Genomic DNA, 24,037 nt, shown 5'->3' on the forward strand with positions numbered 1-24,037 from the left:
TCTCTTTATCTCTCTATCTATATAGTTATGTGTTTTTGATACTAATAGGGACCAAAAACACCCCCGCCCCCCCGCCTGGGGGGGGCCCCTTATTTGTTTTGGGCCGACGTCGACATGCACGAGACCGTGGGCCCCGCCCCATTCGGGGCAGGCCCACGGTCAACGCTCAGTCGCCGTCGAAGGGCTCCGGGAGGCGCATCGCCAGGATGGCCATGTCGTCGGAGGCGGGCTCCTGGGCGAAGCGCTCGACCGCTCGCAGAATGCGGGCGGCGACGGCGCCGGCCGTGAGGCCCGTACACGTCTTGAGGACCTCGATCAGGCCGTCGTCGCCGAGCATCCGTGTGCCCTCGCGGCGTTCCGTGACGCCGTCGGTGACGCACAGCAGGACATCGCCCGGGTCGAGCGTGATGGTCTGCTCGTACAGCTCCAGGTCGTCCAGGACGCCCAGGAGCGGCTGCGGATCCGCCGCGGGGACGACCGTGCCGTCCTGGCGCAGACGGAGCGGCAACGGATGCCCGGCGCAGACGACCTTGAGGATGGCCGAGCCGTCCTCCTGCGGCCACAACTCGCCGTACAGCAGCGTCAGGAAGCGGCTACGGGCGCCCTCGTCGAGGATGGCGGCGTTGAGGCGCTCCAGGACAGCCGGGCCGCCGAAGCCCTCGCGGGCCAGCAGGCGCAGGGCGTGCCGGGCCAGGCCCGTGACGGCCGCGGCCTCCGGGCCCGTACCGCAGACGTCGCCGATCGCGAAGCCGTAGGCGTTGTCGCGGATCGGGAAGAGGTCGTAGAAGTCTCCGCCGACCTCGTTGCCCTCGCCCGCCGCCCGGTAGATGACCTCGACCTCGACGCCGGGGATCTGGGGGAGGCCGGGGGGCAGCAGGCTGCGCTGGAGGGACTGACTGATCGCCATGCGCTCCGAGTAGAGGCGGGCGTTGTCGAGGGCCAGGGCCGCTCGGCGCGAGAGGTCCTCGGCCAGTTCCAGGATCTCCTGGCGGAAGTGGTCGTCGGAGGGCTTGCCGAGGGTGAGCATTCCGATGACGCGGTTACGGGCGACGAGCGGAAGGACCACGGTCTCGCCGCCGACCGCGGCCGCCGTGGCCAGCGTGGTGTCGATGCCGGAGGACAAGGGGCCGCTGCCCTGGCCCAGTTCGCGGAGCGAAGTGGAGAGCGCGGCCCGGTGGGCGGCCTCGGCGGGGGCGGCCCAGACGCGGGCGCCCGGGGTGGGCACCGGGTCGGGCGGGGCGATGGACGACAGCAGGGCCTTCAGCCCGTCGATGCGGTCCTCGTCCTCGTGCAGGACGTAGGAGAGGTACGGCTCCGACACCTGGTCGGCGATCGTGTACACGGCGCACCAGGTGGCCAGGGTGGGGACCGTCATCTGGGCCATCAGGGCCAGGGTCTGGTCGCGGTCGAGGGTGCCGGCCAGGAGGTCGGAGGCCTCGACGAGGAAGCTGAGGGAGCCGCGGCGGAGTCGTTCGAGTTCGCCGAGGCGGGCCGATTCGACGGCCAGGGCGATGCGGTCGGCGGCGAACTGGAGGCGCAGGGCCTCCTCGTTGGAGTAGCGGTTCGAGCCTTCGGCGGCGACGCCGAGCGAACCGGTAAGCCGCCCCTCCACCTTGAGCGGGACCGTGACGACCGAGCGCATCCCGGTGCCTTCGAGGAGCGGGACCGCTCCGGGGACGGCGGCCAGGTCCTCGTGGACGGCCGGCATCCGGGCGGAGCCGTAACGGCTGGCGCCGGTCTCGACGGGGACGCGGGCGAACCGCTGGCGGGCGGACGGGAGTCCGGTGGTCGCCCGTACCTCCAGCTCGGTCTCGTCGTCGGTGGCGAGCAGCAGGAACGCGGAGTCGCCGTCGAGCATGTCGCGGGCGCGCTCCACCGTGCGCTGGAGGAGGCCGTCGAGGTCGTCCGGGGCGGGGGAGCCGATGAAGACCTCGAAGGGGTCCGCGGTGCGGCTCTCGGCGCCCGGGTCGGAGACCGCGGGGCGCTGCGGGGTCTGGAGGACCGCGCGCTCGTACTCCCGTACGAGGAGGCAGACCGTGGACGGCTCGCCTTCCGCGTCGCGGACGCGGAGATGGGAGGCGTACACGGGGATGACGCGGCCGTCGGCGCAGCGGATGCCGTAGCTGCCTTCCCACCGGGAGAGCCGGAGGGCCTCGACGAGGCCGGTGCCGATGCCGGGGGTGTGCGGCCAGGCGGCGAGGTCGCCGAGCGGTTTGCCGGTGACCTGCTCGGAGCCGTAGCCGAAGAGTTCCTCGGCGTCCTCGTTCCACGAGGTGATGGCGCCGCCGCGGTCGATCTGGGCGACGGCGACGCGGACGCGGGTGTCGGCGACCGGGAGGAGGGCGTCCGGGAGGACCGGGCCGGCGGAGCGGGTGCCGATCGAGCGTTCGGGCAGGTCGAGCTGGAACCAGACATGCTTGTGCGTGGGGGTGTACTCGACGCCCCAGCGGGTGGCGAGGGCGGCGCACAGGAGCAGGCCCCGGCCGTTCTCCCGGTCGGGGTGGGCGAGCGTGCGGCCGCCCTGGAGGGGGATCTCGCGCTCGGGGTAGTGGTCGGCGACCTCGACCCGGACGCCGTCGTCGCTGCGCAGGCACAGGACGTCGGCTGCGGTGCCGGCGTGGATGACGGCGTTGGTGACGAGTTCGCTGGTGAGGACGACGGCGTCGTCGACGACCTCGGCGTACCCCCAGCCCTGGAGGGTGTCCCGTACGAAGGCGCGGGCGGTCGCGACGGACCGCCCGACGGGGTCGAAGGTGGCAGCCGCCCGCGCGGTGATCACAGAACTCCTCGTACGCCTCGTGACGCCCGGCTCCGCCATGGTCGGTCTGCCCCTCCCGCTGCCCGGTGGTCGTCTTCGCGCCACCCCACCCCCGCCGGGCGGACCGGGGCGGTTGGACAGCCGGATGCCAGGTTACTTACCTTCGCTGTCCGACCGGATGCCGGTCACCACTGTTTCCGTCCCCCGAGGGCGGGGACGCTATGCGAAGTCGCCGAACTGTTATCGCCTGGTTCGGCTGCGGTGAAACACTGGGCAGGCTTGTGGTGACGGCCCGGGCAGTACGGTCAACCCCTTCGGGAGGGACACGGTGGAGTCTGGCACGGCGGCGCGGCGCGGCAGCAGCAGCGGCAGCGGCACGCGGGCGAAGGGCGGACGGTCCCGGAGTGGTGGGACGGTGCAGGTGGACGCGGCGGCCATGGAGCGGCTGCTGGCCGCCCTGGTCTCGATGCGGGACGGGAACCTGCGCAAGCGGTTGACCGTGTCCGGCGACGGGGTCATGGCGGAGATCTGCGCCGTGTTCAACGAGGTCGCCGACCGGCAGATGCATCTGACCGGCGAGTTGTCGCGGGTACGGCGGATGGTCGGGCGCGAGGGCAAGCTGTCGGAGCGGCTGGAGGCGGGGGCCAGCGAGGGCGCGTGGGCGGCGGCGATCGAGGCCGCGAACGCGCTGGTCGACGACATGACGCGGCCGGTCTCCGAGGTGGGGCGGGTGCTTTCGGCGGTGGCCGAGGGTGACCTGGACCAGCGGATGGACCTGCGTTCGGACGGGCCCGACGGGGCCGCGCGGCCGCTGCGCGGGGAGTTCCTGAAGGTCGCGCGGACCGTGAACAACCTGGTCGACCAGCTGTCGGCGTTCACGGACGAAGTAACGCGGGTCGCACTGGAGGTCGGTACCGAGGGCAAGCTGGGCGGTCAGGCCCAAGTACGCGGTATGTCCGGTTCATGGAAGGATCTCACGGATTCGGTCAACACCATGGCGTACCGATTGACGGCGCAGGTGCGTGATATCGCTCTCGTCACGACGGCGGTCGCCAAGGGCGATCTGTCCCGGAAGGTCACGGCGCACGTGGCCGGCGAGATGCTGGAGCTGAAGAACACCGTCAACACGATGGTGGATCAGCTGTCGTCGTTCTCCTCCGAGGTGACCCGCGTCGCGCGCGAGGTGGGTACCGAGGGCGAGCTGGGCGGTCAGGCGGAGGTGGCGGGTGTCGCCGGTGTCTGGAAGGACCTGACCGATTCCGTCAACACGATGGCGGGAAATCTCACCAATCAGGTGAGGGGTATCGCCGAGGTGACCACCGCGGTCGCCAACGGCGACCTGTCGCAGAAGGTCACGGTGAGCGCGCGCGGCGAGGTCGCGCAACTCGCGGACACGATCAACCAGATGACCGAGACGCTGCGGACGTTCGCCGACGAGGTGACCCGTGTGTCGGGTGAGGTCGGTGCGCAGGGTCTGCTCGGCGGCCAGGCGCAGGTGCCGGGTGCGGCGGGTACGTGGAAGGACCTGACCGATTCGGTCAACACGGTCTTCCGGAACATCACGACGCAGGTGCGGGACATCGCGCAGGTGACGACGGCGGTCGCCAACGGTGATCTGTCGCAGAAGGTCACCGTCGACGTGGCCGGCGAGATGCTGGAGCTGAAGAACACCGTCAACACGATGGTGGACCAGCTGTCGGCGTTCGGTTCCGAGGTGACCCGCGTCGCGCGGGAGGTCGGTGTCGAGGGTCTGCTCGGCGGCCAGGCGCAGGTGCCGGGTGCGGCGGGTACGTGGAAGGACCTCACCGATTCGGTGAACACGGCGTTCCGCAACCTGACGGGTCAGGTGCGGGACATCGCGCAGGTGACGACGGCGGTCGCCAACGGTGATCTGTCGCAGAAGGTCACCGTCGACGTCGCGGGCGAGATGCTGGAGCTGAAGAACACCGTCAACACGATGGTGTCGCAGCTGTCCTCCTTCGCCGACCAGGTGACGCGGATGGCGAGGGACGTGGGCACGGAAGGCCGCCTCGGTGGTCAGGCCCGCGTCGACGGTGTCTCCGGTACGTGGAAGGAGCTCACCGACTCCGTCAACTTCATGGCCGGCAATCTGACGTCCCAGGTGCGGCAGATCGCCCAGGTGACGACGGCGGTGGCGCGCGGTGATCTGTCGCAGAAGATCGACGTGGACGCGCGCGGCGAGATCCTGGAGCTGAAGAACACCATCAACACGATGGTCGACCAGCTCTCCGCCTTCGCGGAGCAGGTGACCCGGGTGGCCCGTGAGGTGGGTACGGACGGCCGGCTCGGCGGCCAGGCGCAGGTGCCGGGCGTCGCCGGTGTGTGGCGAGATCTGACCGACTCGGTGAACGGCATGGCCGGGAACCTCACGGCTCAGGTCCGTAACATCGCGGGGGTCGCCACGGCGGTGGCGCGCGGTGATCTGTCGCAGAAGATCGACGTGGACGCGCGCGGCGAGATCCTGGAGCTGAAGAACACCCTCAACACCATGGTCGACCAGCTCTCCAGCTTCGCGGAGCAGGTGACGCGGGTGGCCCGTGAGGTGGGTACGGAGGGCATCCTGGGTGGTCAGGCCGAGGTGCAGGGGGTCTCCGGCACCTGGAAGGACCTCACCCAGTCCGTGAACTTCATGGCGAACAACCTGACTTCGCAGGTGCGCAACATCGCCGAGGTCACGACGGCGGTCGCCAAGGGCGATCTGTCGAAGAAGATCACCGTCGACGCCAAGGGCGAGATCCTGGAGCTGGTGACGACCGTCAACACGATGGTCGACCAGCTGTCCAACTTCGCCGACGAGGTGACGCGAGTCGCCCGTGAGGTGGGTACGGAAGGCATCCTGGGCGGTCAGGCGCGGGTGCGCGGGGTCACCGGCACCTGGAAGGACCTGAGCGACAACGTCAACCTGATGGCCAACAACCTGACCAGCCAGGTGCGGAACATCTCCCGGGTCTCCGCGGCCGTCGCCAACGGTGATCTGACGAAGAAGGTGACGGTCGAGGCGCGCGGCGAGGTCGCGGAGCTCGCCGACACCGTCAACACGATGGTGACGACGCTGTCGTCGTTCGCGGACGAGGTGACGCGAGTCGCCCGTGAGGTGGGTACGGAAGGCGAACTGGGCGGCCAGGCAAGGGTTCCTGGCGTCTCGGGCACCTGGAAGGACCTGACCGAGTCGGTGAACTCGATGGCGTCGAACCTGACCGGTCAGGTGCGGCAGATCGCGACGGTCACCACCGCCATCGCCAAGGGCGATCTCACCAAGAAGATCGACATCGATGCGCGCGGTGAGATCCAGGAGTTGAAGAACACCATCAACACGATGGTCGACCAGCTGTCCAACTTCGCCGAGGAGGTCACGCGGGTGGCCCGTGAGGTGGGTACGGACGGACAGCTGGGCGGTCAGGCGCGGGTCCGGGACGTCGACGGCACCTGGCGGGACCTGACCGAGTCCGTGAACGAGATGGCCGGGAACCTGACCCGGCAGGTGCGCGCCATCGCGGCCGTCGCCACCGCGGTGACCCGCGGCGACCTGAACCTCAAGATCGACGGCGTGGACGCGGCGGGAGAGATCCAGGCCCTCCAGGACAACATCAACACCATGATCGCCAACCTGCGCGACACGACCCTCGCCAACGAGGAGCAGGACTGGCTCAAGGGCAACCTGGCGCGGATCTCCGGTCTGATGCAGGGCCGCCGGGATCTGGACGACGTCGCCTCGCTCATCATGAGCGAGCTCACCCCGGTCGTCTCCGCCCAGCACGGCGCCTTCTTCGTGGCGCTGCAGACCGGCTCCTCGACCGCCAGCGCCGAACTCGGCGGGCAGGGCGAGGGCTCGTACGAGCTGCGGATGCGCGGCAGTTACGGATACTCCGCCGGGTCCATGCCCACCTCCTTCCGTCCCGGCGAGACGCTCATCGGGACGGCGGCCGAGGAGAAGCGGACGATCCAGGTCAATGTGCCGCCGGGCTATCTGAAGATCTCCTCCGGGCTCGGCGAGGCGGCCCCGGCGCACGTGATCGTGCTCCCCGTCCTCTTCGAGGGGAAGGTCCTCGGCGTGATCGAGCTTGCCTCGTTCCAGCCGTTCACCCAGATCCAGCGGGACTTCCTCAACCAGCTCGCCGAGCTGATCGCGACCACCGTCAACACCATCAGCGTCAACACCAAGACCGAGGTGCTGCTGAAGCAGTCGCAGGAGCTGACGGAGCAGCTGAGGGAGCGCTCGGCCGAGCTGGAGCACCGGCAGAAGGAGCTCCAGGGCTCCAACGCGGAGCTGGAGGAGAAGGCGGAGCTGCTCGCCCGGCAGAACCGGGACATCGAGGTGAAGAACACCGAGATCGAGGAGGCCCGGCAGGTCCTGGAGGAGCGGGCCGAACAGCTCGCCGTCTCCATGCGGTACAAGTCGGAGTTCCTGGCCAACATGTCGCACGAGCTGCGCACGCCGCTCAACTCGCTGCTGATCCTGGCCAAGCTGCTGGCCGACAACGCGGACCACAACCTCTCGCCCAAGCAGGTCGAGTTCGCCGAGACCATCCATGGCGCAGGCTCCGACCTGCTCCAGCTGATCAACGACATCCTCGACCTGTCCAAGGTCGAGGCGGGCAAGATGGACGTCTCCCCGACGCGTATCGCGCTGGTCCAGCTCGTCGACTACGTCGAGGCGACGTTCCGGCCGTTGACCGCGGAGAAGGGGCTCGACTTCTCGGTCCGGGTCTCGCCCGAACTCCCCGCCACGCTCCACACCGACGAGCAGCGCCTCCTCCAGGTGCTGCGGAACCTGCTGTCCAACGCGGTGAAGTTCACCGACACGGGCGCGGTGGAGCTGGTCATCCGGCCGGCCGGGACGGACGTGCCGCAGTCGATCCGCGAGCAGCTGCTGGAGGCGGGTTCGCTGCGCGACCCGGAGGCCGAGCTGATCGCGTTCTCGGTGACGGACACCGGCATCGGTATCGCGGCGGGCAAGATGCGGGTGATCTTCGAGGCGTTCAAGCAGGCCGACGGGACGACCAGCCGCAAGTACGGCGGTACGGGTCTGGGGCTCTCCATCAGCCGCGAGATCGCTCGGCTGCTCGGCGGTGAGATCTACGCGGCGAGCGAGCCGGGCCGCGGCTCGACGTTCACGCTCTACCTGCCGCTGAGCCCCAGCGAGCTGCCTCCGCACGGGTACGGGCAGGATCCGGCGTCGATCGACCCGCAGTCGGGTCTGGAGGACGGTCCCGGCGAGGAGGGCGGGCACTACGCGCCCGGCCCGATGGCGGCCGACCTGCGCTCCGGCGCGGGGGCGCTGTTCCGGCACCGGCGCAAGGCCGTGCCGACCGGGTTGGACGCGCGGCCGGCGCTGCCGGGCCAGCCCGGCCGGGTCGGTCAGGGCGAGCAGACGGCGGCCGACGAGCGGGCGGATTCCGAGCCGCGCCGCACGTTCTCCTTCGGCGGCGAGAAGGTGCTGATCGTCGACGACGACATCCGCAACGTCTTCGCGCTCACCAGCGTTCTGGAACAGCACGGTCTGGCGGTGCTGTACGCGGAGAACGGCCGCGAGGGCATCGAGGTCCTGGAGCAGCACGACGATGTGACGGTCGTTCTGATGGACATCATGATGCCCGAGATGGATGGGTATGCGACGACGACCGCGATCCGGCGGATGCCGCAGTTCGCGGGGCTGCCGATCATCGCGCTCACGGCGAAGGCGATGAAGGGCGACCGGGAGAAGGCGATCGAGTCGGGCGCCTCCGACTACGTCACCAAGCCCGTCGATCCCGATCACCTGCTCTCCGTGATGGAAGAGTGGATGCGCGGAAACGGAACCGGGGGTTGTTGACGGACTGTCGCCGAGGGTGTGTGAGGGCGCGATATTCGGGGAACCTTCTGGTCTCTCACCGCGTTTCTGCTACGTGCACAGTGACATCGCGGTGACAGGGTGTGGCGACAGGCGGGGTGCGGCTACCATGACCGGCACAAGGACGGACGGCGCATGGGAGTCGTCTTCTGGGGCGGCGCCCGGTGCTTCCCCCGGCTCGGCGAGTCGGGGAGAGCCGATGCCGGGGCGAGGAGGACGGGGCATGGTGCAGAAGGCCAAGATCCTCCTGGTCGATGACCGGCCGGAGAATCTGCTGGCGCTGGAGGCCATTCTCTCCGCGCTCGATCAGACGCTGGTGCGGGCATCGTCCGGGGAGGAAGCGCTCAAGGCGCTGCTGACCGACGACTTCGCGGTCATCCTCCTGGATGTCCAGATGCCCGGAATGGATGGATTCGAGACCGCCGCGCACATCAAGCGGCGCGAGCGGACCCGCGACATCCCGATCATCTTCCTCACCGCGATCAACCACGGCCCGCACCACACCTTCCGGGGTTACGCCGCGGGCGCGGTCGACTACATCTCCAAGCCGTTCGACCCCTGGGTGCTGCGCGCCAAGGTCTCGGTCTTCGTCGAGCTGTACATGAAGAACTGTCAGCTGCGCGAGCAGGCCGCGCTGCTCCGCCTCCAGCTGGAGGGCGGCAGCGGGCACGGTGGCCACGCCAAGGAGTCGGCGGGGCTGCTCGCCGAGCTCTCCGCCCGCCTCGCGGCGGTCGAGGAGCAGGCCGAAGCCCTGTCCAAACAGCTCGACGACGACTCGGCCGACGCCGCGGCCGTCGCCACCGCCGCGCATCTGGAGCGCAAGCTCACCGGGTTGCGGCGGGCCCTCGACGCGCTGGAGCCCGGCACCGGCGGACCGCCCGTGCTTCCCTCGCAGAGCTGACGCATCATCAGTCCTTCGGCGCCCGCGGTGAGCGGACGTCAGTTTCGCGCCCAGGCAAGCACGACACGAACGGGTGAGCCCGGACGCGCACGTGTCCCCCGCCGCTCACACCGGTAACCTCAGCATCATGGCCTCACGTACGTCCGGCAAAGGTTCCCAGGGCGCGGCGGGCACCGCGAAGCCGCGCGCCGGCCGTACGACTGGCGCCGCGAAGAAGGCGGCGCCCGCGAAGTCCCCTGCCAAACCCCCAGCGAAGAAGACCGCGGCCAAGAAGGCCGCGCCCGCGAAGCGCGCGCCCGCCAAGAAGACCGCGGCGAAGAAGGCGGCTCCCAAGCCCGCCCCGTCCCCGACCGGGGGCGTCTACCGGCTCGCCCGCGGACTGTGGCTCGGCCTCGCGCACGCCGTGGGGGCGATGTTCCGGGGCATAGGACGCGGAGCGAAGGGTCTCGACCCGGCGCATCGCAAGGACGGCCTGGCACTGCTGCTGCTCGGCGTGGCGCTCGTCGTCGCGGCCGGGACCTGGTCCAATCTGCGCGGGCCGGTCGGCGATCTCGTGGAGATGCTCGTCACCGGCGCCTTCGGCCGCCTCGACCTGCTCGTGCCGCTGCTGGTCGGCGCCATCGGCATCCGGCTGATCCTCTACCCGGAGAAGCCCGAGGCCAACGGCCGGATCGTGATCGGCCTGTCCGCCCTCGTCCTCGGCGTGCTCGGACAGGTCCACATCGCCTGCGGCTCCCCGGGGCGCGGTGAGGGCACCGAGGCCATCCAGGACGCCGGCGGCCTGATCGGCTGGGCCGCGTCCAAGCCGCTCGTGTTCATGATGGGCGAGGTCCTCGCCGTACCCCTGCTGGTCCTGCTCACGATCTTCGGGCTCCTCGTCGTCACCGCCACCCCCGTCAACGCGATCCCGCAGCGGCTGCGCGCGCTCGGCGCCCGGCTCGGCATCGTCGAGCCCGCCGACGACCCCGAGGCGGCCGAGGAGCCGCACGAGGAGGACTGGCGCGAGGCCGCTCCGCAGCCCGCCGGCCGCTCCCGGCGCGGCGCCCCCGGACCCGCGCAGGTGTACGACGTCGACCGGGCCGAGGAGGAGGCGCTCACCCGGCGCAGCCGCCCGCGCCGCCCCTCGGTGCAGCCCGCCTTCGACCGCCCCATGGACGCGGTGGACGTCGCCGCCGCGGCGGCCGCCGCCCTGGACGGCGCCGTGCTCAACGGAATGCCGCCCTCCCCGCTGGTCGCCGACCTGACCCGGGACGTCACCGCCGAGCGGGCCGCCGCCCTGGCCGCGGCCGCCGCCGAAGCCGCCGAGGCTCCCCCCGCCGCTCCGGTGCCGACCGCCCGCGGCGAGAAGGCCGGGCGCATCCCCGGAGCCGTACCGGATCTCACCAAGCCGGCGCCCGAGCACTCCGAACTGCCGCCCCGTGCGGAGCAGCTGCAGCTGTCCGGGGACATCACGTACGCCCTGCCCTCGCTCGACCTGCTGGAGCGCGGCGGCCCGGGCAAGACGCGCAGCGCGGCGAACGACGCCGTGGTGGACTCGCTCTCCAACGTCTTCGCCGAGTTCAAGGTCGACGCGGCCGTCACCGGCTTCACCCGCGGGCCGACGGTCACGCGGTACGAGGTCGAGCTCGGACCGGCCGTGAAGGTCGAGAAGATCACGGCGCTGACGAAGAACATCGCGTACGCCGTGGCCTCCCCGGACGTGCGGATCATCTCGCCGATCCCCGGGAAGTCCGCGGTCGGCATCGAGATCCCGAACTCCGACCGGGAGATGGTCAACCTCGGTGACGTGCTGCGCCTGGCCGCCGCCGCGGAGGACGACCATCCGATGCTGGTCGCGCTCGGCAAGAACGTCGAGGGCGGCTACGAGATGGCCAACCTGGCGAAGATGCCGCACGTCCTGGTCGCCGGCGCCACCGGATCCGGAAAGTCCTCGTGCATCAACTGCCTGATCACGTCGATCATGATAAGAGCGACCCCCGAGGACGTCCGGATGGTGCTCGTCGACCCCAAGCGGGTCGAGCTCACCGCGTACGAGGGCATCCCGCACCTGATCACGCCGATCATCACCAACCCCAAGCGGGCCGCCGAGGCCCTGCAGTGGGTCGTGCGCGAGATGGACCTGCGCTACGACGACCTGGCCGCCTTCGGCTTCCGGCACATCGACGACTTCAACGAGGCCATCCGCAACGGCAAGGTCAAGCTGCCCGAAGGCAGCGAGCGCGAGCTCAAGACCTATCCGTACCTGCTGGTGATCGTGGACGAGCTGGCCGACCTGATGATGGTCGCGCCCCGGGACGTCGAGGACGCCATCGTCCGCATCACCCAGTTGGCGCGAGCCGCCGGCATCCATCTGGTGCTCGCCACCCAGCGGCCCTCGGTGGACGTCGTCACCGGTCTGATCAAGGCGAACGTGCCCTCGCGGCTCGCGTTCGCGACCTCCTCGCTCGCCGACAGCCGGGTCATCCTCGACCAGCCCGGAGCCGAGAAGCTCATCGGAAAGGGTGACGGACTGTTCCTGCCGATGGGTGCGAACAAGCCCGTCCGTATGCAGGGCGCCTTCGTCACCGAGGCCGAGGTCGCGGCCGTCGTGCAGCACTGCAAGGACCAGATGGCGCCGGTCTTCCGGGACGACGTCACCGTCGGGACCAAGCAGAAGAAGGAGATCGACGAGGAGATCGGCGACGACCTGGACCTGCTGTGCCAGGCGGCCGAACTGGTCGTCTCCACGCAGTTCGGCTCGACCTCGATGCTCCAGCGCAAGCTGCGCGTCGGCTTCGCCAAGGCCGGGCGGCTGATGGACCTGATGGAGTCGCGGAACATCGTCGGGCCGAGCGAGGGGTCCAAGGCGCGCGACGTGCTCGTCAAGCCGGATGAGCTGGACGGGGTACTGGCCGTCATCCGCGGGGAGTCCGGGGAGTGAGACGGCGGGGGTCCGGGACCCGATCGGCGGATGCCCGGAGCACGGTCCGCGGGGGAGTCGCGGGCCTGCTCCGCCGGTGGCTCGCGCCATAACGAGACCTGGCCGAGACTCACTCGTAAGGGAACTTGGGCAACCGTTTCCCTTGGACGTACGTCAAGTTGGAGGGAGGGACAGAACGATGTCCCAGCCTCATGGCGTACAAACTGCGTCCGCCCGGTTGCCCCACCCTTTCGTACCACCCATAGACTGAACATCCAGCAGGTGGTTACACGCTCGAAAGGCGCTCTCGTGTCCATCGGCAACTCCCCCGAATCCCCCGAAGACGACCGGAACTTCCCGGCAGACGACCGGGATTCGATCGGTCGTGCTCTCCAGCAGGCCCGGATCGCCGCCGGTCTCACCGTCGACGAGGTCAGTGCCTCCACGCGCGTCCGCATCCCGATCGTTCACGCGATCGAGGAGGACGACTTCACGCGCTGCGGTGGCGACGTCTACGCCCGCGGTCACATTCGTACGCTCGCGCGCGCCGTGGGACTCGATCCCGCGCAGCTCATCGAGCAGTACGACGCCGACCACGGCGGCCGGCCCGCGCCCACCCCCGCCGCACCCCTCTTCGAGGCGGAACGCATCCGCCCCGAGCCGCGTCGCCCCAACTGGACCGCAGCCATGGTGGCCGCGATCGTCGCCGTCGTCGGTTTCGTCGGCTTCACGATGTTCAACGGGAACGACACGACGAACACCGGTGGCGCGGTGGCCGAGGGCCCGGCCCCCGACAAGAAGACCACCGCCCCCACCACGAAGCCGACCAAGACCCCGAAGCCGGTCCCCACGGGCAGCGCCATCGCGGCGGTCCCGAAGGACAAGGTCACCGTCAAGCTGACCGCGATCGACGACAAGAGCTGGATCTCGGCCAAGGCCAGCGACGGCAAGCTGCTCTTCGACGGGCTCCTCCTCAAGGGCGAGTCCAAGACCTTCCAGGACGACGAGCGCGTCGATCTGATCCTCGGCAACGCCGGCCCGATCGAGCTCTTCGTGAACGGCAAGAAGATCGAAGAGAAGTTCGAGTCGGGTGCCGTCGAGCGGCTCTCGTACACCAAGGGCGCCCCCGAGTCCGGATGACCTTCCGGGCGGCCGTCGCGCAGGTGAACCCTGCGCGGCGGGGGTACGGCCAGGACGAAGTAGTCTTGAGTCCATGCCCGAACGCCGTACCGTCGCCCTTGTCACTCTTGGCTGCGCCCGTAACGAGGTGGACTCGGAGGAGCTCGCAGGCCGCTTGGCAGCGGACGGCTGGGAGCTCGTCGAGAACGCCGAGGACGCAGATGTCGCCGTCGTCAACACCTGTGGATTCGTCGAGGCCGCCAAGAAGGACTCCGTCGACGCCCTCCTCGAAGCCAATGATCTGAAGGATCACGGCAAGACCCAGGCCGTCGTGGCCGTCGGCTGCATGGCCGAGCGGTACGGCAAGGAGCTCGCCGAGGCCCTGCCCGAGGCGGACGGCGTGCTCGGCTTCGACGACTACGCCGACATCTCCGGCCGTCTCCAGACCATCCTCAGCGGTGGCAGCGTGGAGGCCCACACCCCGCGCGACCGGCGCAAGCTGCTTCCGCTGTCCCCGGTGGAGCGGCAGCAGGCCGCCGCCGATGTCGCCCTCCCCGGCCACGGCGCCGTCGAGGCGCCCGAGAACGTGCCGACCGACCTCCCCGAGGGACTCGCCCCGGCCTCCGGCCCGCGCGCCCCGCTGCGCCGCCGGCTGGACCGCAGCCCCGTCGCCTCGGTGAAGCTCGCCTCCGGCTGCGACCGCCGCTGCTCCTTCTGCGCCATCCCGTCCTTCCGCGGCTCCTTCGTCTCGCGGCGTCCCTCCGACGTCCTCAACGAGACGCGCTGGCTCGCCGAGCAGGGCGTGAAGGAGATCATGCTGGTCTCCGAGAACAACACCTCCTACGGCAAGGACCTGGGCGACATCCGTCTCCTGGAGAGCCTGCTGCCCGACCTCGCGGCCGTCGACGGCATCGAGCGGGTCCGGGTCAGCTACCTCCAGCCCGCCGAGATGCGCCCCGGCCTCATCGACGTGCTGACGTCGACCGAGAAGGTCGCCCCGTACTTCGACCTGTCCTTCCAGCACAGCGCCCCTGACGTGCTCCGGGCCATGCGCCGCTTCGGCGACACCGACCGCTTCCTGGAGCTCCTGGGCACGATCCGGGACAAAGCCCCGACGGCCGGCGCCCGGTCCAACTTCATCGTCGGCTTCCCCGGCGAGACCGAGGCGGACTTCGCGGAGCTGGAACGCTTCATCACCCACGCCCGGCTCGACGCCATCGGCGTCTTCGGCTACTCCGACGAGGACGGCACGGAAGCCGCCACGTACGAGCACAAGCTCGACCAGGAAGTCGTGGACGAGCGGCTCGCCCACCTCTCACGGCTCGCCGAGGAGCTCACCGCCCAGCGTGCGGAGGAGCGGATCGGAGAGACCCTGGAAGTACTCGTCGAATCGATCGACGAGGAGGACGGCGTGATCGGCCGTGCGGCCCACCAGGCGCCCGAGACGGACGGGCAGGTCGTCATCACCACGGACTCGGCCGCGGGCCGGGACCTCGCTCCCGGCCGTATGGTCGTGGCGAAGGTCGTGGGAACGGAAGGCGTCGACCTGGTGGCCGAGTGTCTTTTTGAGGAGGCGGGCAGATGACCGGAGTCCCGGCATCCGCTTCGGGCGGGACCGGTAGGCCCGTGCCCGGCGGCAAGCTGGGGGTCCCCCCTCGCTCGCAGGACACAGGGGGAACCAAGGCCGTCGATCAGGCCGGCCTCTGGAACATCGCGAACATCCTCACCATGATCCGTCTGGTACTCGTGCCGGCCTTCGTGGTGCTGCTGCTCCAGGACGGCGGGCACGACCCGGTCTGGCGCGCCTGGGCCTGGGCCGCCTTCGCCGTCGCCATGATCACGGACGTCTTCGACGGCCATCTGGCGCGGACGTACAACCTGGTCACGGACTTCGGGAAGATCGCCGACCCGATCGCCGACAAGGCGATCATGGCCGCCGGACTGATCTGTCTGTCGTCGCTCGGGGACCTGCCCTGGTGGGTGACGGCGGTGATCCTCGCGCGCGAGCTCGGCATCACGCTGATGCGGTTCTGGGTGATCCGGCACGGGGTCATTCCGGCCAGTCGCGGCGGCAAGATGAAGACGCTGGCGCAGGGCACCGCGGTCGGCATGTACGTGCTGGTGCTCACCGGTCCACTCGCCACCTTGCGCTTCTGGGTGATGGCGGTGGCCGTCGTGCTGACGGTCGTCACCGCTCTGGACTATGTGCGAGAGGCGATCATCCTGCGTCGCAAGGGGCTGGCGGCGGAACGCGCCGCGAAGGCCGGCGGCGGGATGGTCGGTGCGGGCGGAGAGCCGGGCGGCGAGTCCGTTCCGGGGCAGCCCGCCACGGGGCCGGAGGCCGAGGCGCCGGAGGTACCCGGGGGTTCCGGGGCGTCCGCGAAGGGACCGGCGGCGGGGTCGGCGCGATGAAGGAAGCCGCCCGGGTGCTGGAACTGCTCGCGGAGAGTGGTCACACGGTGGCCGCCGCGGAGTCCCTCACGGGCGGCCTGGTGGCCGCGGAGCTCACCGGGGTACCCGGAGCATCGAAGAGCTTCCGCGGTTCCGTCACGGCGTACGCCACGGCCCTCAAGCGCGAACTCCTGGGGGTCGACGCGACCCTTCTGGCGGAGCGCGGAGCGGTCGATCCCGAGGTCGCGCTGCAGATGGCGGCGGGTGCGCGCCGGCGACTCGGCGCCGACTGGGGAGTCGCGACGACCGGCGTCGCCGGGCCCGAACCGCAGGACGGCCAGCCCGTCGGAACGGTGTACGTCGCCGTCGCGGGGCCCGTCGGAGCCGGGAAAGTGGCCGCATTGCGGTTGAACGGCGGCCGTGCGGAAATCCGTAGAGAGAGTGTACGGAGCGTGCTGGAACTGCTCGGCGACGAACTCTCGGGAAATGCGCGGGCACAGGATACGGAACAGAACGGGGGGAATTGATGTTTGCAGCCCTGAGTGAACACGACATCGCTCCCCGCACGGCCGCAGCGCGAGGCGGTACGGTGGGGCGTGAAGGATGCGGCTACGCGGTCCGAGGAGGGAGCCACCGATGATTCTGCTCCGTCGCCTGTTGGGTGACGTGCTGCGTCGGCAGCGCCAGCGCCAGGGCCGTACTCTGCGCGAAGTCTCCTCGTCCGCCCGAGTTTCGCTCGGCTATCTCTCCGAGGTGGAGCGGGGGCAGAAGGAGGCTTCCTCCGAGCTGCTCTCCGCGATCTGCGACGCGCTTGACGTACGGATGTCCGAGCTCATGCGTGAAGTGAGCGACGAGCTGTCGCTGGCCGAACTGGCCGAGTCTGCAGCGGCGAGCGAACCGGTGCCCGCGCCGGTACGTCGCCCGATGCTCAATTCGGTGTCGGTGACGTCGGTGGCAGGTGTGCCCACCGAGCGGGTGACCATCAAGGCGCCCGCGGAAGCGGTCGACGTCGTCGCTGCCTGACCTGAAGTGGGCGAAAGCCCCGGTTGGTGTCCTCTACGGACGCCGACTGGGGCTTTCGTCATTTTTTCTTCCGGGCGCGAATTCACGATTCTGGCCGCCTTTCGTCCAAGATGCCCGGATTCATGGGTTCGTGCCATGGTGGGGAGGAACGTACGACTGGTTGGAGATCCCGCATGTCTGTCGTCAAGAGCTCGTTGTCCGACGCCGATCTCAAGACGGTCGGCGGCGCCCTGCAAGGCGCGCTGGTCGACCTGGTCGATCTCGCCCTGGTGGCCAAGCAGGTGCACTGGAACGTGGTCGGACCGCGCTTCCGCTCCGTCCATCTGCAGCTCGACGAGGTCGTGGTCACCGCGCGTCAGCACTCCGACATCGTGGCGGAACGCGCCTCAGCGATCGGCGTGAACCCTGACGGGCGTTCCGGGACGGTCGCGGCGACGAGCGCGATCGCCACCGTGTCGGTTCCCGACGGGTGGATCAAGGACGGGAACGCCGTGGGGATCCTGGTCGACGCGCTCGGTGCCGTGGTCGGACGGATGCGGGAGCGCATCAAGGTGACCGCCGACCCCGATCCGGTCACACAGGACATCCTCATCGGCCTGACGGCCGACCTCGAGAAGCACGCCTGGATGTTCCAAGCGGAGAGTGCATAGGCGTGGCGCGGGTGCCGAGCGTGCCGCGGGCGCTGTGCTTGCCGTGCTCGGCGTGCGCCGGGTCTGCCTCCGGTGCGCCCTCCCGCCGTGTGATACGGCCGGTCTAGCGTCGACCGGAGGAGGCGGCCATGGTACGGCGACGGGTTCCGCTGGTGACGCCCGCGTGGATCGCGGGCGGGCTGGTGGCCGGCGGGCTGTGGTGGTGGGCGGTGCTGCGACTGGTGCTGGTCCCGGAGCATTCGGGGCTGGTGGAGGGGGCGGTCGCGGCCGGTGGTTGGGGGTTGAGCCTGCTGCCGGTGCATGTGACGGCGTCCGCCGCCACGGGCGGCCGGGCGAGCGACGACCGGAGGGCGGAGCGCACGGGGGGCGCACCGGTCACCACGGCATCGCGACCCCGCCGTTGGGGCGGAGGATCTGACCCGTCGTGAACGACGCCGCGTCGGAGGCGAGGTGGAGGACCGCATGCGCGATGTCCTCCGGCTCGCCCACCCGGCCCAGGGGGGAGTGGCGGGCCATGGCCGCCTCCGCCTGCTCCTGGGCGGCCGGCTCGTGGCGGTCGGTCATGGGGGTGCGGATCCATCCGGGGGCGATCGCGTTGACCCGGATACCGTGCCGGCCGACCTCCGTGGCCAGGGTCTTGGTCAGCTGCACGACGGCGGCCTTGGTGACGCTGTAGCAGAGCAGGCCCGGGCTCGCCGTGTCCATCGCGCCCGAGGCCATCGTGACGATGGAGCCGCGGGTTCGGGTCGCGATCATCGAGCGGGCCGCCTCCTGGCAGGCGTAGAGGACCCCCTTGAAGTTGACCGCGAGGACGCGGTCCAGATCCTCGTCGCGGGTGTCCAGAACGGTGCTCGTGTGCATGATTCCGGCGACGGCCGCCATCGTGTGCAGCGGGCCGGCGCTTGCGACGGCGGAGGCGAGGGCGGCGCGGTCGGTGACGTCGAGGATGTGGGTGTGCGCGGTGCCGCCCCGCTTCTCGACGAGATCCGCCGTCCCGCGGAGACCGACTTCGTCGAGATCCGCGCAGTGGACGGTGGCGCCCGCCTCCGCGAGGAGCGTGGCGGTCGCGCGGCCGATCCCGCTCGCGGCGCCGGTGACGAACGCGGTGCGGCCGGTGAGGTCGTACGCCGTGAGGGCCATGACCGGACCGTACGACCGAATCTGACGGACCGTCAATTGGTGTGCGGGGATTCTCCGGAGGGACCCTTCTGACACCCGGGGCACCAGTACGTGACGCGCTCGCCGAGCTCGGCCCTGCTGATGGGGCCGCCGCAGCGCAGGCAGGGGCGGTGCTCGCGGCCGTAGACGTAGAGATGGTGCCCGGGCCGCCGGGTCGTGGTGGTGCGGCGGTCGGGGCGGTCCTTGTTCGCTTCGAGGAGGCGACGAGCGGTGGCGACGAGCCGCTCGGGGACACCGGGCGGCAGCGCGCCGACCGGGAGCCAGGGGGTGACCGCGGCGAGGAAGGCGAGCTCCGACTTGTAGACATTGCCGATGCCCGCGAGATTCCGCTGGTCCAGGAGCGCCTCGCCGAGGGTGCGGGTGGGCTCGGCGGTGAGCCTGCGGACGGCTTCCGCCGGGTCCCAGTCCGGGCCGAGGAGGTCGGGGCCGAGATGCCCGACGACGTTCTGCTCCTCTGCCGTGCGGATCAACTCCAGGACGGGGAGGCGGTAGCCGACGGCGGTGTGCTCCTCGTTGCCGAGGATCGCCCGGATCTGGTGGGTGGGGCCGCCGCGCCAGCGCTCACCCGTGGCGTACACCTGCCATGAGCCGTCCATCCGCAGATGAGAGTGCAGGGTCAGGCCGCCGTCGAAACGGGTGAGCAGGTGCTTGCCGCGCGGCGTCACGTCCAGGACCGCGCGGCCGGTCAGATCGGCGGTGGCGAAGCGGGGCACGCGCAGATCCGACCGGGTCAGGACGCGTCCGGCGAGCGCGGAGTGCAGTCGGCGGGCGGCCTGCCAGACGGTGTCTCCTTCGGGCATGGCTCCATCATGGGTCGGCTACGGGCGCAGGCGCAGTCCTCTCGGCGTGGCGTGGAAGCCGGCGGCCTCCAACGGGCGGGCGAGAGGGGAGGTGAGGGCGGCGGAGCCGTTGACCCGCTCCACCGTGACCGTGCCGAGCGACCCCGCCAGGGCGGCCTTGGCCAGGGACTCGGCCGCCGTTCTCAGCGCGGGATCGTCCGGGTCGGTCGGCCAGGACAGCAGGGTCTTCCCGCCGCGCTCCATGTACAGCGTCAGCTCGCCGTCGACCAGGACGACCATCGAGCCGGCCTTGCGGCCCGGCTTGTGCCCGGCGCCGGTCGGCGGCTCGGGCCAGGGCAGCGCCGCCCCGTACGCGTTGGCGGGATCGGCCGCCGCCAGGACCACCGCGCGCGGGCCGGCGCCCGCCTCAGCGCCGCGGTCGCGGGCGGTCGCCGCCGCGCGCAGCCGGTCGACGGCTCCGTCCATCGCGAACTGGGCGGCGCCGAGCCCCTCCACCACATAGCCGCGGCGGGCCTGCCCGCTGTCCTCGAAGGCCGACAGGATCCGATACGTGGCGGAGAAGCCGCCCTCGACGCCCTCGGCGGCCACCGCGCCCCGGGTGACCACGCCGTGCCGGTCCAGGAGTGTGCGGGCGAGCGCGTGGGCACGGTGTGTCGGCTCCGGCTCCGCGGGCGGCAGCAGTGACCAGCGGCCGCTGACGGTGGGTGGACCGGTCCGCGAGGCGGGCCGGGCGGCCGCGGTGAGCGTGCCGTAACGGCCGCGCGGGACCGTGCGCTTGGCGCGGTGGGCCGTCGACCCCGCCGTACGGCCGGAGCCGAGGAGGGAGCGCAGCGGGGCGAGGGTGTCGTTGGTGAGCCGTCCCGACCAGGCCAGATCCCAGACCGCGTCGGCGAGCTGGGGATCGGTGACGTCCGGGTGGGTGGTGGCCCGTACCTGGTCGGCGATCTGACGGAAGAACAGGCCGTACCCGCCGGACAGGATGGTGAGCACCGACTCGTGGAGGGCGGTGGTCTCGAGCGGGTGCGGGGGCGGGAGCAGCAGGGGTGCCGCATCGGCGAGGTAGAGGGAGACCCAGCCGTCCTTGCCGGGCAGGGCGCCCGCGCCGGCCCAGACGACCTCGCCGGTCGTGGTCAGCTCGTCGAGCAGCGCGGGGGAGTAGTCCCTGACCCGGGACGGCAGGATCAGCTTCTCCAGGGCAGACGCCGGCACGGGCGCGCCCTGCAACTGCTCCACGGCGCGGGCCAGTCCGTCGATCCCGCGCAGGCTGTTGCTCCCCAGATGCTGCCACTGCGGCAGGAAGGTGGCGAGCGCGGCGGGGGCTACGGGCTCCAGTTCGTGGCGCAGCGCGGCGAGCGAGCGGCGGCGCAGGCGTCGCAGGACGGCGGCGTCGCACCACTCCTGGCCGATGCCCGAGGGGTGGAACTCGCCCTGGACGACCCGGCCGGCGGCGGCGAGGCGCTGGAGGGCGCCGTCGGTGACGGCCGCGCCGAGGCCGAAGCGGGCGGCGGCAGCGGAGGAGGTGAACGGGCCGTGCGTGCGTGCGTGGCGGGCCAGCAGATCGCCCAGGGGGTCCTTGACCGGCTCCGTGAACGCTTCGGGGACCCCGACGGGGAGGGCGGTGCCGAGGGCGTCCCGCAGCCGGCCGGCGTCCTCGATCGCCGCCCAGTGGTCGGCGCCGCCGATCCGGACCCGGATGGCCCGCCGGGCGGCTCCCAGCTCCCGGACCCAGGCGGGGTCGCCCCCGCGCTCGGTCAACTCGGCCTCGGTGAGCGGGCCGAGGACCCGCAGCACGTCGGCCACACCTTCCACGTCCTTGATCCGGCGGTCCTCGGTGAGCCACTGGAGCTCCCGCTCCAGCTCGGTGAGCACCTCCGCGTCGAGCAGCTCGCGCAGCTCCGCCTGGCCGAGCAGCTCGGCGAGAAGGCGGGAGTCCAGTGACAGGGCGGCGGCCCGGCGCTCGGCGAGCGGGGAGTCGCCCTCGTACAGGAACTGGGCGACATAGCCGAAGAGCAGCGAGCGGGCGAAGGGCGAGGGCTCGGGGGTGGTCACCTCGACCAGCCGGACGCGGCGGGACTCGATGTCGCCCATCAGCTCCTGGAGCCCGGGGACGTCGAAGACGTCCTGGAGGCATTCGCGGACGGCCTCCAGGACGATCGGGAAGGAGCCGAACTCGCTCGCCACCTGGAGCAGTTGGGCGGCTCGCTGGCGCTGCTGCCAGAGCGGGGTGCGCTTGCCCGGATTGCGCTTGGGCAGCAGCAGCGCCCGGGCGGCGCACTCGCGGAAGCGGGAGGCGAACAGCGCGGAGCCGCCGACCTGGTCGGTGACGATCTGGCCGATCTCGCCCTTGTCGAAGAGCGCGTCCGCCGCACCGATCGGGGCCTGATCGGAGTCGTACGTGGTGTCGAGGTGCCGGTCCGGGCTCACCGGGTCGTCGAGAAGGTCGAGGCCCATCAGATCGGCGTCCGGCAGACGCAGCACGATCCCGTCGTCCGCGTGCATGACCTGGGCGTCCATGCCGTACCGCTCGGCGAGGCGGGCCCCGAGGGCAAGCGCCCACGGGGCATGCACCTGGGCCCCGAAGGGGGAGTGGATGACGACCCGCCAGTCGCCGAGCTCGTCCCGGAAGCGCTCCACCAGGATCGTGCGGTCGTCCGGCACATGCCCGCAGGCCTGACGCTGCTCGTCCAGATACGCCAGGACGTTGTCCGCGGCCCAGGCGTCCAGGCCCGCGGCGACCAGCCGCAGCCGGGCGTCCTCGGCCTCCAGCGAACCGACCTCGCGCAGGAAGGCGCCCACCGCGCGGCCCAGTTCGAGCGGGCGGCCCAGCTGGTCGCCCTTCCAGAAGGGCAGCCGGCCCGGCACCCCGGGGGCGGGGGAGACCAGGACCCGGTCCCGCGTGATGTCCTCGATCCGCCAGGAGGTCGTGCCCAGGGTGAAGACGTCGCCGACCCTGGACTCGTACACCATCTCCTCGTCCAGCTCGCCGACCCGTCCACCGCCCTTCTTGGGGTCGGCGCCCGCGAGGAAGACCCCGAAGAGGCCCCGGTCGGGGATCGTGCCGCCCGAGGTGACGGCGAGCCGCTGCGCGCCCGGCCGGCCGGTGACCGTGCCGGCGACCCGGTCCCAGACCACGCGTGGGCGCAGCTCGGCGAACGCGTCCGAGGGGTAGCGGCCGGCCAGCATGTCCAGGACCGCCGTGAACGCGGACTCGGGCAGCGAGGCGAACGGCGCCGCCCGCCGGACCGTCGTCAACAGGTCGTCCACCTGCCAGGTGTCCAGGGCGACCATCGCGACCAGCTGCTGCGCGAGCACGTCCAGCGGGTTCGCCGGGATGCGCATCGACTCGATCGAGCCGCTGCGCATCCGCTCGGTGACCACGGCCGCCTGGACCAGGTCGCCGCGGTACTTGGGGAACACCACGCCCGTAGAGACGGCGCCGACCTGGTGTCCGGCGCGGCCGACCCGCTGCAGGCCGGAGGCGACCGACGGCGGCGACTCCACCTGCACGACCAGGTCCACCGCGCCCATGTCGATGCCCAGCTCCAGACTGGAGGTGGCCACCACGGCGGGCAGCCTGCCGGCCTTGAGGTCCTCCTCCACCTGGGCGCGCTGCTCCTTGGAGACCGACCCGTGATGGGCGCGGGCGAGGAGCGCGGGAGCGCCCTGGGCGGCACCGGACTGGGCCATGATCTCGGCGGGCGGCGGTCCGTCGTGCGGAAGGGCCTCGCCGGTGGCGCGCTCGTACGCGATCTCGTTCAGCCGGTTGCAGAGCCGCTCCGCGAGCCGGCGGGAGTTGGCGAAGACGATGGTGGAGCGATGGGCCTGGACGAGGTCGGCGATCCGCTCCTCGACATGCGGCCAGATCGACGGCTTGTCGCCGCCGTCCGTGCCCTCGGAGGCCGGGGAGCCTCCCAGCTCGCCCATGTCCTCGACCGGGACGACCACCGACAGATCGAACTCCTTGCCGGACGGCGGCTGGACGATCTCCACCTTGCGCTGCGGGGAGAGATAGCGGGCCACCTCGTCGACGGGGCGGACCGTCGCCGACAGACCGATCCGGCGGGCCGGGCGGGGCAGCAGCTCGTCGAGACGCTCCAGGGACAGCGCGAGATGGGCGCCGCGCTTGGTCCCGGCGACGGCGTGGACCTCGTCCAGGATCACCGTCTCGATCCCGGCCAGCGCGTCGCGCGTGGCGGAGGTCAGCATCAGGAACAGCGACTCGGGGGTCGTGATCAGGATGTCCGGCGGCTTCGTGGCCAAGGCCCGGCGCTCGGCGGGCGGGGTGTCACCGGAGCGGATGCCGACGCGGACGTGGGGGGCGGGGGGGCCCGCGCCGCGCGCGCGCGCCGCGGGGGGGGCGGGTGCGCGCGGGGGGGCGGGGGGTCCCCGGCGCGCGCGCGGCGCCCCCCCCCCGCCCGTCGCGGCTCCATGCCATCGAGGAGCTCCCGATCGCCCTGGGGATGCTG

General features: G+C 71.1%; 13 protein-coding genes and 1 pseudogene. 10 read left to right on the forward strand and 4 right to left on the reverse strand.

The window, feature by feature from the left end:
- Nucleotides 1-166: 166 nt before the first annotated feature.
- Complete coding sequence (locus ACFVZW_RS20995) at nt 167-2,818, reverse strand: SpoIIE family protein phosphatase (RefSeq protein ID WP_384523382.1); 2,652 nt, start codon at nt 2,816-2,818, stop codon at nt 167-169.
- Between the two features lie 268 nt (nt 2,819-3,086).
- Between ACFVZW_RS20995 and ACFVZW_RS21000 the strand changes: the two genes are divergently transcribed.
- The 10 genes from ACFVZW_RS21000 (at nt 3,087) to ACFVZW_RS21045 (ending at nt 18,020) form a co-directional block, all read left to right on the forward strand.
- Complete coding sequence (locus tag ACFVZW_RS21000) at nt 3,087-8,591, forward strand: HAMP domain-containing protein (RefSeq protein WP_384523384.1); 5,505 nt, start codon at nt 3,087-3,089, stop codon at nt 8,589-8,591.
- Between the two features lie 241 nt (nt 8,592-8,832).
- Nucleotides 8,833-9,510, forward strand: coding sequence for a two-component system response regulator (locus ACFVZW_RS21005; RefSeq protein ID WP_376439115.1), 678 nt, complete (start codon nt 8,833-8,835; stop codon nt 9,508-9,510).
- Nucleotides 9,511-9,637: 127 nt separating this feature from the next.
- On the forward strand, nt 9,638-12,430 hold the full coding sequence (locus tag ACFVZW_RS21010; RefSeq protein WP_384523386.1) for a DNA translocase FtsK: 2,793 nt from the start codon (nt 9,638-9,640) through the stop codon (nt 12,428-12,430).
- A gap of 288 nt (nt 12,431-12,718) precedes the next feature.
- Nucleotides 12,719-13,549 carry a helix-turn-helix domain-containing protein gene (locus tag ACFVZW_RS21015; RefSeq protein ID WP_383560312.1) on the forward strand — a complete coding sequence of 277 codons (831 nt, stop codon included), beginning with the start codon at nt 12,719-12,721 and terminating at the stop codon, nt 13,547-13,549.
- Between the two features lie 73 nt (nt 13,550-13,622).
- The gene (rimO, locus tag ACFVZW_RS21020) at nt 13,623-15,113 is read left to right on the forward strand and encodes a 30S ribosomal protein S12 methylthiotransferase RimO (RefSeq protein ID WP_384523388.1); all 1,491 of its coding nucleotides are present in this window, start codon (nt 13,623-13,625) and stop codon (nt 15,111-15,113) included.
- Nucleotides 15,110-15,940: a CDP-diacylglycerol--glycerol-3-phosphate 3-phosphatidyltransferase gene (gene pgsA / locus ACFVZW_RS21025; RefSeq protein ID WP_384523390.1), complete on the forward strand. Its 831-nt coding sequence runs from the start codon at nt 15,110-15,112 to the stop codon at nt 15,938-15,940. Before rimO ends, pgsA begins: the two co-directional genes overlap by 4 nt.
- The gene (locus ACFVZW_RS21030) at nt 15,937-16,446 is read left to right on the forward strand and encodes a CinA family protein (RefSeq protein WP_384523392.1); all 510 of its coding nucleotides are present in this window, start codon (nt 15,937-15,939) and stop codon (nt 16,444-16,446) included. The genes pgsA and ACFVZW_RS21030 overlap by 4 nt, the downstream gene beginning before the upstream one ends.
- Before the next feature lie 109 nt (nt 16,447-16,555).
- Complete coding sequence (locus tag ACFVZW_RS21035) at nt 16,556-16,942, forward strand: helix-turn-helix transcriptional regulator (RefSeq protein ID WP_352018529.1); 387 nt, start codon at nt 16,556-16,558, stop codon at nt 16,940-16,942.
- Nucleotides 16,943-17,115: 173 nt separating this feature from the next.
- The gene (locus tag ACFVZW_RS21040; protein WP_384523394.1) at nt 17,116-17,592 is read left to right on the forward strand and encodes a Dps family protein; all 477 of its coding nucleotides are present in this window, start codon (nt 17,116-17,118) and stop codon (nt 17,590-17,592) included.
- A gap of 128 nt (nt 17,593-17,720) precedes the next feature.
- Nucleotides 17,721-18,020, forward strand: coding sequence for a hypothetical protein (locus tag ACFVZW_RS21045; protein WP_384523396.1), 300 nt, complete (start codon nt 17,721-17,723; stop codon nt 18,018-18,020).
- Here ACFVZW_RS21045 and ACFVZW_RS21050 read toward each other — a convergent pair.
- The 3 genes and pseudogenes from ACFVZW_RS21050 to ACFVZW_RS21060 form a co-directional block, all read right to left on the reverse strand.
- Nucleotides 17,968-18,732, reverse strand: coding sequence for an SDR family NAD(P)-dependent oxidoreductase (locus ACFVZW_RS21050; RefSeq protein ID WP_384523398.1), 765 nt, complete (start codon nt 18,730-18,732; stop codon nt 17,968-17,970). The genes ACFVZW_RS21045 and ACFVZW_RS21050 overlap by 53 nt on opposite strands.
- A gap of 32 nt (nt 18,733-18,764) precedes the next feature.
- The gene (locus tag ACFVZW_RS21055) at nt 18,765-19,571 is read right to left on the reverse strand and encodes an Fpg/Nei family DNA glycosylase (RefSeq protein ID WP_384523400.1); all 807 of its coding nucleotides are present in this window, start codon (nt 19,569-19,571) and stop codon (nt 18,765-18,767) included.
- 18 nt (nt 19,572-19,589) lie between these two features.
- Nucleotides 19,590-23,903, reverse strand: a pseudogene (locus ACFVZW_RS21060) (ATP-dependent helicase); the annotation flags it as partial.
- Between the last annotated feature and the right edge of the window lie 134 nt (nt 23,904-24,037).

The organism is Streptomyces sp. NPDC059567, from assembly GCF_042735655.1.
Taxonomy (GTDB): domain Bacteria; phylum Actinomycetota; class Actinomycetes; order Streptomycetales; family Streptomycetaceae; genus Streptomyces.

Coding starts and splice junctions, on each gene's coding strand:
- ACFVZW_RS20995 (WP_384523382.1), bottom strand. CDS start 2,818: ATGGCGGAGCCGGGCGTCACGAGGCGTACGAGGAGTTCTGTGATCACC.
- ACFVZW_RS21005 (WP_376439115.1), top strand. CDS start 8,833: ATGGTGCAGAAGGCCAAGATCCTCCTGGTCGATGACCGGCCGGAGAAT.
- ACFVZW_RS21010 (WP_384523386.1), top strand. CDS start 9,638: ATGGCCTCACGTACGTCCGGCAAAGGTTCCCAGGGCGCGGCGGGCACC.
- rimO (WP_384523388.1), top strand. CDS start 13,623: ATGCCCGAACGCCGTACCGTCGCCCTTGTCACTCTTGGCTGCGCCCGT.
- pgsA (WP_384523390.1), top strand. CDS start 15,110: ATGACCGGAGTCCCGGCATCCGCTTCGGGCGGGACCGGTAGGCCCGTG.
- ACFVZW_RS21030 (WP_384523392.1), top strand. CDS start 15,937: ATGAAGGAAGCCGCCCGGGTGCTGGAACTGCTCGCGGAGAGTGGTCAC.
- ACFVZW_RS21035 (WP_352018529.1), top strand. CDS start 16,556: ATGATTCTGCTCCGTCGCCTGTTGGGTGACGTGCTGCGTCGGCAGCGC.
- ACFVZW_RS21040 (WP_384523394.1), top strand. CDS start 17,116: ATGTCTGTCGTCAAGAGCTCGTTGTCCGACGCCGATCTCAAGACGGTC.
- ACFVZW_RS21045 (WP_384523396.1), top strand. CDS start 17,721: ATGGTACGGCGACGGGTTCCGCTGGTGACGCCCGCGTGGATCGCGGGC.
- ACFVZW_RS21050 (WP_384523398.1), bottom strand. CDS start 18,732: ATGGCCCTCACGGCGTACGACCTCACCGGCCGCACCGCGTTCGTCACC.
- ACFVZW_RS21055 (WP_384523400.1), bottom strand. CDS start 19,571: ATGCCCGAAGGAGACACCGTCTGGCAGGCCGCCCGCCGACTGCACTCC.